The sequence below is a fragment of the Streptomyces sp. RG80 genome (genome assembly GCF_040446465.1).
In the GTDB taxonomy this organism is placed as follows: domain Bacteria; phylum Actinomycetota; class Actinomycetes; order Streptomycetales; family Streptomycetaceae; genus Streptomyces.
Genome location: NZ_JBEAAJ010000006.1, coordinates 571,167 through 587,053, shown reverse-complemented (window position 1 = coordinate 587,053; position 15,887 = coordinate 571,167). Strand labels below are relative to the sequence as shown.

Annotated in this window: 17 protein-coding genes; 9 read left to right on the top strand and 8 right to left on the bottom strand. The window is 68.8% G+C overall.

Annotated elements, in window-relative coordinates:
• Nucleotides 1-81: 81 nt before the first annotated feature.
• On the top strand, nt 82-1,107 hold the full coding sequence (locus tag ABKA17_RS23420; RefSeq protein ID WP_353694140.1) for an ABC transporter substrate-binding protein: 1,026 nt from the start codon (nt 82-84) through the stop codon (nt 1,105-1,107).
• Nucleotides 1,108-1,136: 29 nt separating this feature from the next.
• Nucleotides 1,137-1,985 (top strand): ABC transporter permease, encoded by an 849-nt coding sequence (locus ABKA17_RS23415; RefSeq protein ID WP_353694139.1) that lies wholly within the window; start codon nt 1,137-1,139, stop codon nt 1,983-1,985.
• Between the two features lie 160 nt (nt 1,986-2,145).
• Here ABKA17_RS23415 and ABKA17_RS23410 read toward each other — a convergent pair whose 3' ends face one another.
• Together ABKA17_RS23410 and ABKA17_RS23405 are read right to left on the bottom strand one after the other, a co-directional pair.
• Nucleotides 2,146-2,625: a hypothetical protein gene (locus ABKA17_RS23410; protein WP_353694138.1), complete on the bottom strand. Its 480-nt coding sequence runs from the start codon at nt 2,623-2,625 to the stop codon at nt 2,146-2,148.
• Nucleotides 2,626-2,700: 75 nt separating this feature from the next.
• Nucleotides 2,701-3,606 carry a hypothetical protein gene (locus tag ABKA17_RS23405; RefSeq protein ID WP_353694137.1) on the bottom strand — a complete coding sequence of 302 codons (906 nt, stop codon included), beginning with the start codon at nt 3,604-3,606 and terminating at the stop codon, nt 2,701-2,703.
• 244 nt (nt 3,607-3,850) lie between these two features.
• Between ABKA17_RS23405 and ABKA17_RS23400 the strand changes: the two genes are divergently transcribed.
• The 4 genes from ABKA17_RS23400 to ABKA17_RS23385 all read left to right on the top strand — a co-directional run bounded on the left by ABKA17_RS23400 (nt 3,851) and on the right by ABKA17_RS23385 (nt 6,296).
• The gene (locus ABKA17_RS23400) at nt 3,851-4,165 is read left to right on the top strand and encodes a hypothetical protein (protein ID WP_353694136.1); all 315 of its coding nucleotides are present in this window, start codon (nt 3,851-3,853) and stop codon (nt 4,163-4,165) included.
• 233 nt (nt 4,166-4,398) lie between these two features.
• On the top strand, nt 4,399-4,743 hold the full coding sequence (locus ABKA17_RS23395; RefSeq protein WP_353694135.1) for an AMP-binding enzyme: 345 nt from the start codon (nt 4,399-4,401) through the stop codon (nt 4,741-4,743).
• Complete coding sequence (locus ABKA17_RS23390) at nt 4,740-5,441, top strand: enoyl-CoA hydratase/isomerase family protein (RefSeq protein ID WP_353694134.1); 702 nt, start codon at nt 4,740-4,742, stop codon at nt 5,439-5,441. The genes ABKA17_RS23395 and ABKA17_RS23390 overlap by 4 nt, the downstream gene beginning before the upstream one ends.
• 96 nt (nt 5,442-5,537) lie before the next feature.
• Nucleotides 5,538-6,296 (top strand): SDR family oxidoreductase, encoded by a 759-nt coding sequence (locus ABKA17_RS23385; protein ID WP_353694133.1) that lies wholly within the window; start codon nt 5,538-5,540, stop codon nt 6,294-6,296.
• Between the two features lie 14 nt (nt 6,297-6,310).
• On the opposite strand, the gene ABKA17_RS23380 is transcribed toward ABKA17_RS23385, so the two are convergent.
• The gene (locus ABKA17_RS23380; RefSeq protein WP_353694132.1) at nt 6,311-6,649 is read right to left on the bottom strand and encodes a winged helix-turn-helix transcriptional regulator; all 339 of its coding nucleotides are present in this window, start codon (nt 6,647-6,649) and stop codon (nt 6,311-6,313) included.
• 63 nt (nt 6,650-6,712) lie between these two features.
• Between ABKA17_RS23380 and ABKA17_RS23375 the strand changes: the two genes are divergently transcribed.
• Entirely contained in the window at nt 6,713-7,585 is an 873-nt protein-coding gene (locus ABKA17_RS23375; protein ID WP_353694131.1) for an NmrA family NAD(P)-binding protein, read from the top strand.
• Between the two features lie 160 nt (nt 7,586-7,745).
• Nucleotides 7,746-8,384, top strand: coding sequence for a TetR/AcrR family transcriptional regulator (locus ABKA17_RS23370; protein WP_353694130.1), 639 nt, complete (start codon nt 7,746-7,748; stop codon nt 8,382-8,384).
• Between the two features lie 45 nt (nt 8,385-8,429).
• Here ABKA17_RS23370 and ABKA17_RS23365 read toward each other — a convergent pair whose 3' ends face one another.
• From ABKA17_RS23365 to ABKA17_RS23350, 4 genes are all read right to left on the bottom strand, one after another.
• Nucleotides 8,430-10,037: a CocE/NonD family hydrolase gene (locus ABKA17_RS23365; RefSeq protein ID WP_353694237.1), complete on the bottom strand. Its 1,608-nt coding sequence runs from the start codon at nt 10,035-10,037 to the stop codon at nt 8,430-8,432.
• A gap of 142 nt (nt 10,038-10,179) precedes the next feature.
• Nucleotides 10,180-11,325 carry a serine hydrolase domain-containing protein gene (locus ABKA17_RS23360; RefSeq protein WP_353694129.1) on the bottom strand — a complete coding sequence of 382 codons (1,146 nt, stop codon included), beginning with the start codon at nt 11,323-11,325 and terminating at the stop codon, nt 10,180-10,182.
• A gap of 1 nt (nt 11,326) precedes the next feature.
• Entirely contained in the window at nt 11,327-12,154 is an 828-nt protein-coding gene (locus tag ABKA17_RS23355; RefSeq protein ID WP_353694128.1) for an alpha/beta fold hydrolase, read from the bottom strand.
• 16 nt (nt 12,155-12,170) lie between these two features.
• Nucleotides 12,171-13,454, bottom strand: a complete 1,284-nt coding sequence (locus tag ABKA17_RS23350; RefSeq protein ID WP_353694127.1) for an MFS transporter — start codon at nt 13,452-13,454, stop codon at nt 12,171-12,173.
• A gap of 216 nt (nt 13,455-13,670) precedes the next feature.
• Between ABKA17_RS23350 and ABKA17_RS23345 the strand changes: the two genes are divergently transcribed.
• Nucleotides 13,671-14,666: a LacI family DNA-binding transcriptional regulator gene (locus ABKA17_RS23345; protein WP_353694126.1), complete on the top strand. Its 996-nt coding sequence runs from the start codon at nt 13,671-13,673 to the stop codon at nt 14,664-14,666.
• Between the two features lie 25 nt (nt 14,667-14,691).
• On the opposite strand, the gene ABKA17_RS23340 is transcribed toward ABKA17_RS23345, so the two are convergent.
• Complete coding sequence (locus ABKA17_RS23340) at nt 14,692-15,789, bottom strand: NmrA family NAD(P)-binding protein (protein ID WP_353694125.1); 1,098 nt, start codon at nt 15,787-15,789, stop codon at nt 14,692-14,694.
• Between the last annotated feature and the right edge of the window lie 98 nt (nt 15,790-15,887).

Genomic DNA, 15,887 nt, shown 5'->3' with positions numbered 1-15,887 from the left:
CCGTCCCGTCTCGTCTGTCCCGCCTGGCTCGACGTCCTTCCGACGGCGCGGCCTACGGTCGGAAAGGACAACACTGTGCGCATGAACAGGTTCGGCCGTACGGTCGCCGCGTTAGCCCTGGCCACAGCGATGGCACTGGCGTCAGGATGCGGCGGCTCGGACTCCGACGCGGACCCCGGTACCGACGCCAAGGACCTCAAGAAGGTGACCTACCTGACCTCCTTCGGCAACTTCGGCCGGGACTCGTACGCCTGGGTCGCCAAGGACAAGGGGTTCTTCGAAAAGGCCGGCTTCGACGTGGAGATCAAGCCCGGCCAGGGCACCGGCGGCGTGATTCCGGCCATCGTGAGCGGTCAGGCGCAGTTCGGCCCCATCGACCTGACGGGAGGTCTGCTGCACATGGGCAACGGCCAGGCGAAGGACTTCGTCGCGGTGGCCGCCATTCAGCAGCACACCATGGCCGCGATCGCCACCACCGAGGGCAACGGCATCGCCACGCCGAAGGACCTCGAGGGCAAACGACTCGCCGACACGCCCGGCTCTGTCGTACGCAACCTCTTCCCGACGTACGCCCGGCTGGCCGGCGTGGACGCCGACAAGGTGACCTGGGTCAACGGCGAGGCCCAGACCCTGATGGGCACGCTCGCCGGCGGCTCGGTGGACGGCATCGGCCAGTTCGTGGTGGGCAAGCCGACCATCGAGGCCGTGACGAAGAAGAAGGCCGTGCTGCTGCCCTACAGCGACGTGATACCCGACCTGTACGGAAACGTACTGATCACGACGAAGAAGATCGCCGAACAGGATCCGGAGATGGTGCGGGCGTTCACCTCCGCACTGCTCAAGGGCCTGGAGTACAGCCTCGCCCACTCGAAGGAAGCCGCCGAGATCCTCAAGCGGAACGTGGACGCCACGAATCCGACAGCCGCGGCAGCCGAGTTGGAGTTGATGTCCGCATACGTCGCACCGGAAGGTTCCGGCGCGCCGATCGGAACGCTGGACTCCGAACGGGTCGCGAAGAGCATCGAGATTCTGGAGAAGGCGGGCGCACTGCCGAAGGGAATGGCCCCTGAGCAGATCATCGACGTAGACCTGGCGCCGAAGGCCTGATCGCGTCGCGCGGGAGAGACAAGGGTGCGATGACCGAACTCTCAACGCCGCAGCAGCCCCCCGCGGCGGGCCCGGCGTCGGCGCCCGAGCCGCGAACCGGTCCACGGCGCCGGACGGGCGTCGGCATCGTGTTGCTGCCCATGGCCGGGCTACTGGTCGCACTGGGCACGTGGTGGCTTCTCACGTCGGCGCTGGAGATGATCCACCCCGCCGTGCTGCCTCCGCCGGGCGCTGTACTCTCGGCGTTCACCACAGCCCCGGGCCGGTTCCTGGAACACACCGGCGACACCACGGTCGAGACGGTGGTCGGGTTCGTCCTGTCCAGCGCCTGCGGAATTCTGATCGGGCTGTCACTGGCCGCCTCGCGCGTCCTGGAACGCATGTTCACTCCGCTGCTGGTCGCCGTCAACGCGGTTCCGAAGATCGCGCTCGGGCCGCTGTTGGTGGGGGCGCTCGGCTGGGGCCAGAAGCCGGTCCTGACCATGGTCTTCCTGCTCTGCTTCTTCCCGATCGTCCTGTCCACCGCGACCGGCCTCACCACGACCCCGGCAGACCTGGCCGAGTTGGCCCGCTCGCTGGACGCCTCACGCTGGCAGGCGTTCCGGAAGATACGGCTGCCCGCCGCGCTGCCGCAGATCTTCGTCGGGTTGAAGGTGGCCATGCCGCTCGCGTCGATCGGTGCGGTCATCGGCGAGTTCCAGGCCGGTGAGTCCGGGCTGGGCTATCTGATCGTGCAGGCAGGCGGGGTGGGCGACACCGCCACCGCCTGGGCCGCGATCATCCTCATCGGGCTGATGAGCATCCTCCTCTACTTCGTTCTGCTGCTGTTGGAACGATTCGCACTGCCCTGGGTCAGGGACACCACGTCGCACAGCTGATCAGCCCTGCGGTCGAGGGCCCTGTCGGTCCGGTGTCGGCCAGGGCAACGCCCGAGGGCCCGCCGGCGAAGTGACGGGCCCTCACATGAGATCAAGTCGCGAACGCGGCGGCCGGCACCAGGAGCAGACCGAGTACGGCTTTGCGCATTCCTTCTTCCGGTCAGGTGAGCCAGCTGCCCGCCGCGCACGCGGAGGCGGTGACCCACTGGTGAGACCCGATGCGGTCGTTCACGACCTGCCCGGACCTGTTCTGGAAGTAGTTGTCCGTGAGGTTGTCGGCCCACTTCTCCCCCGGAGCGAGGCAGACATAGCCGTTCAGGTACTGGTAGTCCTTGTCGTAGTAGAAGGCGACGACGTCCCTGCCCCCGATGAACCCGCTGTTCATCACGGAGGACGCCACTATGTTGGCGGGCCTCTGGAACGCGCCGACATCGTCGCCCCAGCTGCGATCGTCCCCCGGCGTCACGCCGAGAAGCTCCCCCATGCAGCCCCAGTGCTCCCAAGCACGCACGTTGCCGTCGCGGCCCGGCCACATCTGCGGACAGATACTGTCGTCCGCCGCCGCGGCAGAGGTGGTGGGTGCCATGAGCCCGAGGGATGCCAGGGCAATGATGATGGCGGCTGTGCCTGATCTGCGCATGACGTACTCCTTGGTGTCTCCGCCTCCGGGTGAGGCATGTGGTTTCCACGAACGGGTCGTGGAAGTGATGGGTGGTCAGGTCCGCGGACCGACGATCCTCTCGGCACGGTCGAGCGCTCGGTGCTGCAACCGGAGGTACGTGTCCAGGGCTTCGCCGTACCGGTCGCGCAGCTGAGCGACGTAGTGGCTCTCGCGCTCCTCGCCGATGGAGCGAAGGTCGGTGTCCTTGGCGCAGGTGGCGTCGGCCACGGCGAGCTTCCGCTCGGCCTCGAAGACCTTGGGCTGGGCCGCCCGGTCCGACTGTGCGATCGCCGCCTGGCGGGAGGCACCCGGGTCCTTGTAGTCGTAGCCGGACCGCTTCATACATTGCGACCAGGCGTTCTGCGCTGCCGAGAACCGGTGGTCGGCCAGCACCCGGGGCACGTAGAGCGCGCGCAGATTCCCGGCGATCTTCTCCGCGCGGAACCACTCCCGCGGATCCCCGTACAGCTTCTTCTCGGATTCGGCCACGCAGCCGCCCATCTGTTTGCGCACGCTCCCTCCGCCGGGGATCTCGACGGTCATGACGGGCACGTCGAGCCCGCCGTCCAGAGCCTCGTCGTAGGCCTGGCGCCGCTGCTCGGAGAGCCGCTTGCGGTAGGCGAGGTTGGGGTTGGCGGCACGGGCGGCGGCGTCCTGGGCCTGGAGGCGGCTGCCGTACCCGTATTTGCGGGCCCAGGCGACATCGTCCAGCACGTAGCCGAGCGTGCGGCTTTCCTCCAGACTGAGCCGCGCGGTCTCCCAGAACTCGAAACCCTGGCGTCTCATGCACGCACCGATCAGCCGTTGCTGTGCGTCCGAGACACGCAACTGTTCGGCGTCGGTCAGTTGCCGGGCAGCTCCGGTCGACGGAGGTACCGCCTTCGTCGGAGAGTCCTTGGCGCTGTCACAGCCGGTGATGATTGCCGACACAAGGAGCAGGCTGATCACGGCCTTGCGCATGACGACCTCTCGCGTTGGGTGTGAACGAGGAAGCGGGGAGGGTGAGACGAGGACACCAGGCGCGTGCGGAGGGGTCCTCTGCGAGACGGCTGTTCCGGGCTGACACAGGTGGCGCGCACAGCAACCTAAAGGGCCGGCGGCCCCGACAGTCCTGACAGATGTCAGGGACCCGCAGTCCACTCGACTTCGTGGCCGGGAGGGGCTGTACGTGGCAGCTGGTCGCCCCGGGCCAACTCAGTCCACTGTGTCGCGACTGGCCCTGTCCCGGCCCTGTGTGCGCCTGCTGGGATGGACGCGGGATCCGCTGCCGCCGCTACGAAACCGGGGACTGCGCTCCTCGTCGACGCCGGTGCCACAGGGCCTGTGCCTGGAGCGGGCGTCCAGCGCGGGTGAGCCCCTGACTCCCGAGGTCAACGAGTGGGCCGGCACCGCGCTCGGTCTGGCCGTGCACGACCACTTCGGCCAGACCGAGGTCGGCATGCCGCTGGCCAACCACCACCACGGCGAACTCGCCCGCCCACTCAAGACGGGATCGATGGGCCGACCGGTGCCCGGCTAGAGCCTGACCGTCCTGGCCGACAACAAGGACGAGCCCACCGGGCCGGAGGTGCTCGGTCGGGTCGCGATCGACGTCGCGGCGAGCCCGCTCATGACCTTCCGCGACTACCAGATCCCGGGCAGAGCGCCTCCAAGTTCACCCCCGACGGCCGCTGGTACCTCACCGGCGACGCCGGGCGCATCGACGCAGACGGCGACTTCTTCTTCTCCTCCCGCGACGACGACGTCATCATCATGGCCGGCTACCGGATCGGGCCGTTCGAGATCGAGAGCGTCCTCGCCCAGCATCCCGCCGTCGCCGAGTGCAGCGTGATCGGCGCACCCGACGACGTACGCGGCGAGGTCATCGAGGCGTACGTCGTCCTGCGCGACGGCGTGGACGGCGTCGGCGGCATCGGCGGCTCACCGGAACTGGCCACCGAGCTCCAGCAGTTGGTCAAGACCCGCTACGCCGCCCACGCCTACCCGCGCACGATCCACTTCATCGACGCCCTGCCCAAGACGCCCAGCGGCAAGACCCAGCGCTACCTGCTGCGCAACCGCCGACGCGCCGAACTCAGCACCCCGGAGCCACGTTGACCGGCACGACACCTCGCCCCGCCGAACCTCTGCTCGTCGAGCAACGCGGCTCCGTCCGTTGGCTGTTGCTCAATCGTCCCGAGCGGCGCAACGCCCTCGACGTCACCCTCGTGGAAGCGCTGGACAAGCAGATCACCAGCGCCGAGGCCGACCCCGGCACAGCGGTCATCGCCGTGACAGGCAAGGGACCGAGCTTCTGTGCCGGGGGAGACTTCCACCAGTTCCTTCAGCTCCACGAGGGCGGCGACAACCCGGCCGACTTCCTGACCGACGTGTCGGCCTGCTTCAGCCGTATCGCGGCCAGCCCGAAACCGTGGGTCGCCGTGCTGCACGGTCACGCCGTCGCCGGCGGCCTCGAACTCGCCCTGGCCTGCGATGTCGTGGTCGCCGCCGACACCACGCTCATCGGCGACGGCCACCTCAAGAGGCGCCTGGTACCGGGCGGCGGGTCGAGCGTACGACTGCCCGACGCGGTCGGCCGGGGCCTGTCCCGCTGGCTCCTGCTGACCGGCGAACTGCTGCCCGCGACCGCCTTCGCACACACCGGCTGGATCCACGCGATCGTGCCCGAGGCCGACCTCGACGCCACCGCCACCCGCGTCTGCGGGCAGTTGGCCGAGCGTCAAAGCCGCCCAGCAACGGCTCAAGACGCTGTTGCACCGGATCGACCGCATGGAGCCCGAGCAGGCCCTGCGTGAGGAACTGGCCACCTTCGCCGACAACTGGTCGGCGAGCTCGGTGCCCGACGCCCTGCGGACTTTCCTAGCACCCCGAACCACGAAAGCGGACAACACGTGAATCGCTACCAGGGACGCGTCGTCGCGATCACCGGAGCCGCCCAGGGCCTCGGCCTCGCCATGGCGGCCCGCTTCGCCGCCGAGGGGGCCACCGTCGCAATCGCCGACGTCAACGAAACAGCCCTCACCGACGCCGCCGCGACGATCACCGACGCCCACGACGGGAAACTCCGCACAGACGTGGTGGACGTGACCGACTCGTCCCAGGTCAACGCCTGGATCGACGGCGTCACCGCCGATCTCGGCCGCCTCGACGTCCTGGTCAACAACGCCGGCATCATCCGCGACAACCGCGTCGAGGACATCACCGACGACGACTGGCACGCCGTCATCGACGTCAGCCTCACCGGCGGCTTCCACTGCGCCCGTGCCGCGTTCGGCCCCATGAAACGCCAGGGCTACGGCCGTATCGTCAGCTTCTCCTCCATGTCCTGGCGCGGGAACTTCGGCCAGACCAACTACGTGGCCGCCAAGGCCGGCATCGTCGGTATGACCCGCACCCTGGCACTTGAGGGCGCCCGCCATGGCATCACCGCCAACGCCATCGCGCCCGGTCTCATCGAGACCCCCATGCTCGCCTCCATGAACGGCCCCGCACGCGACAAACTCATCAACAAGATCCCCATGCGCCACACCGGCAGGCCCGAGGACATCGCCGAAGCCGCGGCCTTCCTCGCCAGCGAGGCCGCCGGCTACATCACCGGCGTCGTCCTGGACGTGGACGGCGGCATCTCCATCGGCTCCTCGATCCGGTAACGCCGCATTGGCAGTCAGGCCGTGACAGTGGGCTCGCCGTCGGGGACTGTCTCGGCCCACGCGGCCATGGTGTCGAGGACGGCGCGCAGTCCCTCACCGAGAGGGGTGAGCCGGTACTCGACCCGCGGCGGGATCTCCGCGTAGGCGGTGCGGACGACGATGCCGTGCCTCTCGAACTGGCGCAGCCGGCTGGTCAGGGTGTGCGGGCTGATGCCGGGCAGGGCGGCGCGCAGCTCGGTGAAGCGATGGGGTCCGTGCAGGAGCTCGCGCACGATGAGGGTGGCCCACGGCCCGTCGAGGAGCGTGATGAACCGGGCGACGCCGCACTCGGGCAGGCTGGATTCAGCGGACATTTTTTGATGGTAGCCCATTAGTGCAGTTGATGTAACCGGTGCATCGCATGCACTAATGACTCCATGACCTACATGATTCACGGCGCCACCGGCGCCCAGGGTGCCCCTGTCGTCGCAGCTCTCGCCGCCGCGGGCAAGCCCGTGACCGCCCTGACCCGCGACGCGGGCGCCGTCGTGGACGAAGCCCGCGTACTGGCCGTCGACTACTCCTCCCCCGCGGACCTCACCGATGCCTACCGTGGCGCCGAGGGGGTGTTCGTCCACCTGCCGGTGGCCCCGGAGGAGGACCGCCTGGCCTTTGCGCGCAATGTCGTGGCCGCCGTCCGCGAGGCGAGGCCGGCCCGCGTGGTGTTCTCCACCAGTGGCGCCATCGTCAGCGCCGACGGCGACGGCGACGGCGGTCGGGACGACTCGGCCGAGAGCGCTGTCTCGGTGCTCGTCGCCGGTCTGGCCGACAGCGGTGTCTCCCACGCGGTGATCGAACCCCGGTTCTACCTGGAGAACCTGCTGCTCCCGAACGTGATCGCGGGCGTCCGCGAGGAGGGCGTACTGCGCTACTCGCTGCCCAGCGGCTTCCGCACTTCCTGGGCCTCGCACCTGGACATCGCCGACGTCGCCACCGAGCTGTTCGAACGCACGGACATCACCGGCGTGGTCTCCGTCGGCCAGTACCCGGCGGTCAGCGGCGAGGAGCTGGCCGAGGCGTTCAGCACCCGGCTCGGGCGGCCCGTCACCTACGAGGCGACCGACCCCCACGTCTTCTTCGCGCCGCTCGCGCCCATGCTGGGCGAGCAGGCCACCGCCACCATCGCGGACATGTACCGGGCTGTCGGCACGCAGCCGGACCACTCGATCACAGCCGAGCGCTCCGCCCAGAAGCTCCTCGGCATAACTCCCCGCACAGCGGGCCAGTGGCTTGCCGACCTCGCTCTCTGACGAGTACGGCGACGCGGTCCGGGCGCCCTGGAGGAGTCGGTGACGACATCCTCCGGGGCACGTCGGGCGAGTATCCTGATGCCCCTTCGCATGACTCGGCCTCACGGCCAGGACGACCACCCGCCGCTTCCGGCGAAGACGCTCATGGGAGACTTTTGCGGTGCCAACCCCAACTGACTCGCGTGACCGACGCCCGCGCCGGACGGCACGCAAGCGGGTCGTCGACACGCGTCGCCGGGACGAACTGCTGCGCCAGGCCGAGGCGATCATCCTGGCCGAGGGTTTCACCACGGTGACCATGGATCAACTCGCCCAACGCCTCGAGTGCTCCAAGGCGACGCTCTACAGCCTGGCCTCCACCAAGGAACAGCTGGTGCTGGCGGTCACCCGGGCCTTCTTCCGGGACGCGACAGCCCAGATCGAGCAGGCCGTCCAGGCCGAGCCCGACCCCAGGCAACGTATCCGTGTCTATCTCGCCGGCGTCGGCACGGCCATGCGCCGCCACTCCAACGCCTTCTACGACGACATGGTCGGCTACGAACCGACCGCGCAGATCTACCGCAAGAACTCCGCCGCCGCCGCACACCGGGTCCACCAGTTGATCGAGGAGGGCGTACAGGCCGGCGTGTTCCGCGCACTCAACGGACACTTCGCCGCCCAGGTCGTGGCAGTGACCATCGACGCGGTCCAGTCAGGCGCCCTCCTGGAGAGCACCGGCCTGACCGCCGGCGACGCCTTTTCCGAACTCGGGGACCTCCTGCTGGACGGGCTCAGCGTGGGGCAGGGCGCACCCGGATAACAAGGAGTGCGCCTCCCGGTTCGTCTCCGACCGGGCACTCGCTCCTCACCCGGTCGGCGTCGGTAGGATCACCCGCGACACCGCGCCGCTTTCGTGGTGGACGGTGTGCGTACATGGCCGCAACTCGCTTCCCGTGCCGGGTAGTTCACCGGTTCCCTCATTGCGCGCGTAGCGCGGGTGGGAGCCACCGGCGATCAGTAGACGGATCTGGTGTCCGGCCTTGACCTGATGTGCGCAGGCGTCCAGCCGCACACGCACCGTCTGTACCTGGTCGAGGGGCGAGGCGGGGTCCAGGCGGCAAAGCCCTTCGGCGAAGTTGCGGGAGACACCTTCGGGGTCGACGTCGCAAAGCCGTACGAAGACGTCCGCGTGCGGGTTGCTGCGGGTGTGCGCCAGCTCCACGACGGGCGTTCCCATGATCTCCAGCGGCGCGGCCAGCGGGTCGGTGGTGAAGGTGAGCACATCGGAGCGGCTCTCCAACTTCGCGTTGTCCTTCACCCCGCCGTCCAGGGTGAGCAGCGGGCCTCCGAGGGTGGGTGTGGGATTCGCAGGGTCGTAGACATACGTGGACGGTGGGCCCTCGCCCGGCTCGTCGGCCAGGAGCTTGCCGCCCGGCTGCAGGTAACGCACGGTCTCGTCTGTCGCCGGTGGCCACTGGTCCAGCTGTCGCCAGGCCCCCTGCCCGGTGACATACACCTCGACGGAACGTGCAGGTCGTGGCTGCGTCGGCGCTTCGTCGGCGAGATGCGTCTCCAGCCAGGCGAGATTGCCGCGGAGCAGGCGCCCCATCCTCTTCTGGCCAAGTTCCTGATGGGTCCACGGGCCGACGGTGAGCGAGACGTCGACCCCACGGGCACACAGCGACTGGTATTGGTGCAGGGTCTGGTCGAGGAAGAGGTCCTGCCAGCCGGCGGTGAGCCGCACCGGGACGTTCGCCCGCTCAAGGGCGTCGCCGAGTTTGAGTCGGTCCCACACCGCGTCGTCGCGCTCCGGAGTGGTCAGCCATTCCCTGAACCACGGAGCGCGGTGTCCGGTTGCCTCGTCTGCCGCGTCGGCCAGCGGGAGGGCTCCGAAGACCGGGGCCAGCCGCCGGTTCAGGGTGAGCATCCGGGCAATGGCCCGCAGCCCGGTGAATCTCTCCTGGTTGACCACCATCTCCGCGAAGGACAGGAAGTCACCCAGGCGGAACGCTCCGCTTCCGTGGGCCGCGTCGTGCATGTCGTGCGGCGCCACGGCGATCAGGCAGGCACGCAGCTCGGGAGGTGGATCCATGAGTAGCGCCCACTGGGTCCAGCCCACGTAGGAGCCGCCGGCGGTCGCGAGCCGTCCGTCGAACCATGGCTGGGTCCGCAGCCACGACACCGCGTCCTGGGCGTCGTCGGCCTCGTTCGCCATCGGGTAGAAGCCTCCCGTGGAACCGAACGTGCCACGGCAGCTCTGCAGCACGACGTGGTACCCGCGGTCCGCGTAGACCCTCGCCTCCAGGTCCTGCGGAAAGCCGCCGCGTCCGTACGGTGTGCGCACGAGGACCGTGCCTCTCGGTTCATCCGTGACGGGGGCGTAGTGGTCCGTCATCAGGATGCCACCGTCGCGTGCGGGTGTCGGAAGGTTCCGCTCGACCCGGTAGCCGCATCGGGTGCCCGGCAACCGCATCAGGCGGGTCAGGAGCCCGTCAGCCGCGCGGGTCGCCGGGCTCGGGGGTGTCGGAGCTGTGGGTCGTGGAAGTGTCGTGGTCATGGCCTGGTTTTCCGGTCCTCGGTGAGCTGGTTCTGGCGAGAGGTGGCGGAGCCGGCCTTCACAGGCAAGCACGCAGGGCGTTGCTGAGCGCGTTGGCTCGGTCGTCGGGGAGGCTGCCGGGCTGTGCGGTCTGGTAGGCGAAGGCGACCTCGGACTCCAGGTGTGCGAAGCCGAGGCAGCCGCCCAGACCGTCGTGGCCGAAGCTGCCGGGACCGACCATGGGCCGGTGGCCGGAGCTGGTCATGAAGCCGGTGCCCCAGCCGCTGTTCACGTCCGGGCCCACGAACGGGCGGCCCTCGGAACGCGCGATGCGGGCATCGCGGACGACGTCCGGGCCCAGCAGCCTGACGCCGTCGACCTCTCCCACCGTGGCCGCGTACAGCCGTGCCAGGCTGCGGGCGTTGGTCACGAGATTGCCGGCCGGTATCTCCGCCGACAGCCACGGTTCTTCGTTGGCGTGCTGGATGATCCGGGCGGCGTCGATGACCCCGCCCAGGCTGATGGAGCGCTCGATCATCGGTTCGGCGAAGGCGGCGGCCATCATCGCGGCGGCTTCGGGGTCGGTGCTGGGCAGCGGGTCCGCCAGGGGATGGAGATCGGTGCACGCGGGGTCGGCGCCGTACGTCATCGTCAGGTCCAGAGGATCGGCCACGTGCTCGCGCAACCACTGACCGGGCCGCAGTCCCGTGGCCCGGCGCAGCACCTCTCCGGCCAGCCAGCCGAACGTGAGCGCGTGGTAGGCGTACGCCGTCCCGGGCGGCCAGGCCGGTGCCTGTCGGGCCAGTGTGTCCGCCACCGGTTGCCAGGCGCGCAGGTCCTGCCACATCAGATCCGCCTCGGGCGCCACCAGGCCGGCTCGGTGCGCGAGGAGTTGTCGTATCGTCGTCGCCTCCTTGCCGTTCTCGGCGAACTCGGGCCAGTACTTCGCCACCGGGGCGTCGAGGTCGATCAGTCCGCGCTCGGCGGCCATGAGCAGGCAGACGGTGGTGATGCCCTTGCTGACGGAGAACATGACGGTGCGGGCTTCCGGCGTCCAGGCACCCCGGGCCGTCTGACCGGCCCAGATGTCCACCACTGGTACTCCCTGGGCGTACACCACGCAGGAGGCCGCTGTGTCGCCGCGGTGCCGGAAGTTGTCGGCGAAGGCGTCCGCGACGGGCGCGAAGCCGTCGCCCACGTGGCCTCCCACCTGTATCGCTGTCATGTCACGCACTCCCTCGTGCCGTGTTGTCCCGGATCTGGGTGATGATCTGAGGCCAGAGCGGACGGGGAAGCTCATGGCCCATGCCGGGGTAGATGGTCAGCTCCGAGTCCGTGATCAGTTCGTGCATGAACTTGGAACCCTCGGCGCCGATCAGGCGGTCGCCGTCGCCGTGCAGCATCGTGGTGGGCGCGGTGACGCGGTGCAGGCTAGGGGCGCGGTCAGGAGAGTTGTCGAGCGCCTCCATCTGGCGCAGGATGCCGTCGGGGTCGTAGTCCCGGTCGTACATCTGGCCGCCGAGCTCGCGCAGCCAGGCGATGTCCTGGGCGTATCCGGGTGAGGCGCACACCGCTTCGTTGTCCAGGTACAGCGCGATCGCCTCGTCGCGGTCGTGCGCCCGGGGCCATTGCGTCCGCTCCTCCACCAGGTCGCGTCCGGCGATGAAGTCCGTGCTGGGCGCCGTGTATATCAGGGCGAGGGTGAGCACGCGGGTGGGGTGGTCGAGGGCGAGCTGCTGGGCGACCATGCCGCCCATCGACTGTCCGACGACGTGTGCTGCGGGAATGTCGAGCGCGGTGAGGAGGCCCGCGGTGTCGCTCGCCATGTCGGCCAGGGTGTAACCGCCCTGCGGGAATTTCTGCGACAGGCCGACGTCCCGGTTGTCGAAGCGGAGGACGTGGAAGCCCGCGTCGGCGAGTTGTCGGCACAGATCGGCGTGCCAGCCGAGCATGTGGGCCCCGAGGCCCTGGATCAGCAGCAGCGGGGGGTGGTCGGGATCGCCGAAGGTGTCGTAGTTGAGGGACACCCCGGTGGGTGTGGTGACCAGGGGCATGGAGGGCTCCGTACGGTTATCGGATCGAGCGGATGGCCATGGCCAGCGCACCGGCGACCAGGGCGGACGCGCCGCTGACGAGGAACAGTGAGCCGTAGCCGCCGAGTCCGATGAGGGAGCCGGCGATGGCCGGGGCGGCCAGCTGGGGCAGGCCAGTGGCGACGTTGAGGATCGCGAAGTCGCGTCCTTCGCTCTCCTTGTCCGGCAGGACCAGCGACATGACGGCGAGGTCGACAGCGAAGTACGTGCCCAGCGAGGCGCCCGAGACGGCGGAGTACGCGAGCATCGCGCCCCAGCTGTGGCTGACGATCGGTATGACCTGGGACAGGCCCAGTCCGATGGCGCTGATGGCGATGAACAGCTTGCGGCGGTCGAGCTTATCGGCGAGCCAGCCGCAGAGGGTGGCGACCGCGATCCAGGTGCCGAACGACACGGTCGAGAGGGTGCTCACCGCGAGGGCGACATTGCCGCCGGGCACGTTCTTGGCGCCGACATAGTCCTGCACCGCGAAGAAGAGGTAGCCGGAGACCGTGAAGTAGGCCAGGAACAGGCCGAACCGGCTGGCGAAGGCCAGGGCGAAGTCACGGTGACCGAAGGCGCGGAAGAACGCCCTGAGGGCCGCGGTCTTGTTGCCCTGGTCCTTGGGTCTGTCCGTCGCCAGGTCGAGCGAGGACGGTTCGCGCGCACCGGTCACGAGTGCGAGCGTCGTGACGAGCAGCACCAGCGCGAGAATCGTGTAGGCCCACAGCTGGCTGACCCGGCCGGCCAGGTTGACGCCGAAGAGAATGCCCACGGGCGTGCCGAGACCGATGACCGCGGAGGCGATGCCACGCCTGGCCACGGGCACCCGGTCGGGCAGGATCGCCGAGATCGCCCCGCCGTAGAAGTTCGAGGTGAACCACAGGATCGGGACCAGGATCGCGAGGGCGACCAGTCCGGTGCTCAGGCCCATGGCGATCGTCAGAAGCGCGGACACGCCGGCCATGACCACCAGCCAGGGGGCACGCCTGCCGAACCGGGATCGCGTGCGGTCCGAGAGCGCTCCGCCGGCGGGAAGGGCGAGCATGGAGGCCACCGCGCCCAGGGTCGTCAGCAGCGCCAGCACGCCGACCTTGGAGCCGGGCGCGAGCTCCGCCACCTGCGCGGGGAGCAGGATGACCCCGATCCCGTTGAACAGGGCGTACATGGCGGTGGTCGCCGGGAAGACGAAAGCGAGCAGACGGCCCAGGCGGACCGGGTCGGTGGGGGTGCGAACGCGGCCGGGGGTCGTGTCGGTCGTGACGGGGATCGTGTCGTCCATGACAGATCTCTCTTCGTGTGGATCCACCCCTTTGGCGCGCCGGAAGGCGGTGCTGGGCCGGGGTGGGCGGCTCGGGCAAAACGGGTGCGGGGCGTCCCCCGGCAGGCCATTGCGGCGACCGATGCGGCGACCTAATAAAATCTAATACGTATTAGATCGCTGATCGCCGTACCGTAGCCTGTGCCTGAAAGGCGTGGCAAGAGGTGGGGAGGGGCATTGCCGAGGGTCACCAGCAAGGACGTGGCACGAGAGGCCGGGGTCTCACAGACCACCGTGAGCTTCGTGCTCAACGGCAGGGACGAGCACGGGCTCTCCGCGGAGACCCGCCAGCGGGTGCTGGAGACGGCGGAGCGCCTCGGCTACGTGCCGTCCGGAGCCGGCCGCGCACTGCGCAAGGGCCGGAGCAACGTCGTGCTCTGCGTGGTTCCGGACCTGCCCGTGGCAGAGGCCATGGAGCAGTTCAAACTCGCCCTCGGCCGCTCGCTGGGCGAGGCCGGTTACACCTGCGTGTACCTGCATCACGCCGGGACGACCACGCCGCTGGCCGAGCTGTGGCAGCACGTCCAGCCGGCGGTGGTCGTCGCGTTCGGCAGCCTGCCACCCGTCGACGCGCAGTCGCTGCATCGGGCGGAAATCCCCCTGCTAGACGGCGTGTTCACCCCGGACGGCACCGATCTGACGGGGCTTCGCCAGGAAGACATCGGGCGGCTGCAGATCGAGTACCTCGCGGCGCGCGGGCACCGGCACATCGGCTATGCCGCGCTGGACGACCCGCGAGAGCGGCCCTTCTGTCTGCCGCGTCTTGAAGGAGCCACCCGGGCCTGCCATGACCTCGGCCTGCCGGCTCCACAGGTGGTCGACATGCACTACTCGCGGGACAGCGCCCGGGCCGCCGTCGTGGCGTGGACACAGGGCACCACCCCGGTCACAGCCGTCGCCGCGTTCAACGATCTGATCGCTCTCGCCGTCCTGGCGAGCTGCCGCACCCAGCACATCGGCATCCCGGACGACCTGGCACTCATCGGCGTCGACGACCTCCCGGTGAGCTCACTCGCGGTACCGGCCCTCACCACCATCGGGATGGACCTCACCACGGCGGCCGGCAATCTCGCCGCCGCCATCCTCACGGCGGTCGGGGCCCCGGCGCCGGCAGCGGCGAGCGGGGCCGGAGCGGGGGACATCCTGGCGCTCGTCCAACGAGAGACGACGTGACCACAGTCGTCGGAGCGAGCGTGAGTTACAACTTCCCCGTCCTGAAGTCCGCGCTGCTCTTGAGGACCGCCGAGTCGATGCCCCAGTTCTCCGGCTGGACCCTCTCCCAGAGGCTTCCCTTGCCGAGTTCCCTGCCCAACTGGTCCTCCCGGCGGAACCACTCCTCGGCGCTCCTGATCCTGTTGGGGTGGATTTCGTCGAGCAGGGCGTAGTCCCTGGTGATGATTCCGTGCTTCCACACGTTCCAGAAGCCGGTGAAATTGTCACGGAAGCTCATGGTGCTCTTGTCGTGGGGGTCGGCGTTGTATCCGGCGGGGTGATCGGCGATCCCCGTCAGGTCCGGGTGACTCCAGTACGCGTCCAGATCGGTGTCGATGTACTGCGCCGGATGCCCGGTGACCTTCTCGAATGCCGCGGCCATGTCGGCGTAGGTCATGTGCTCGATGGCGACTTCGAGGTCCATGCCGTTGGCCCGTTCCGGGTGGTCGAAGAGCCAGCGGACATAGAATCCGCAGTCCTCCAGAGACACGTGCGGGACGGCGCCCTCGCCGAGTGGGACCCGCCATGTGACGATGCCGTCCTCGACGGAGGGCGTCATGGGCGTGAGGGGTGAGATCACCATCTCGATGTAGGGACCCGAGGTGAAGACCGCCGCTCCCATCCGGTCACTGTTCTTCTGGTTCTGGAACAGCACCCATTCGGCCATACGACCCTTGCCGTCATAGTGGCCGGTGCGGAACCTGGAGTCGTAGCCCGACTTCTTGAGGGCATAGTCGAGGTTTCCGTAGACGAAGAACTTGATTCCTTCCTCGATCGCGATCTCATAGGTGCGGATGGCCCAGTAAGTCTCCGTCTTCTCACCGGTGTTGAAGCCGTCGATGTTGATGAACGCCCCGTCACAGTCGCGGAATCCTTCGCGCAGTACGTCCTCGTCGGCGAAGGTCCCTTCGAGGATGGAGACATTGCCGAGCGCGACAAGCTCCTGGGCTCGGGGGGAACTGGCGTCCCGGGTGAGGACCTTGACGGAGTACTTCTTGTCGGCGACGAGAGCACGGACAACGGGCATGCCCTGGGCCCCTGTGCCGCCGATGACGAAGATGGACGAGGTGGCGTGACTGGTCATGGTTGCGACTCCCCAGACTGGAAACCGATCGGTTTCCAGAACCGTACACCGATCGGTTTCCGGGCAGCAAGCGCACAGGGGTCGTCGAGGTCCCGCGG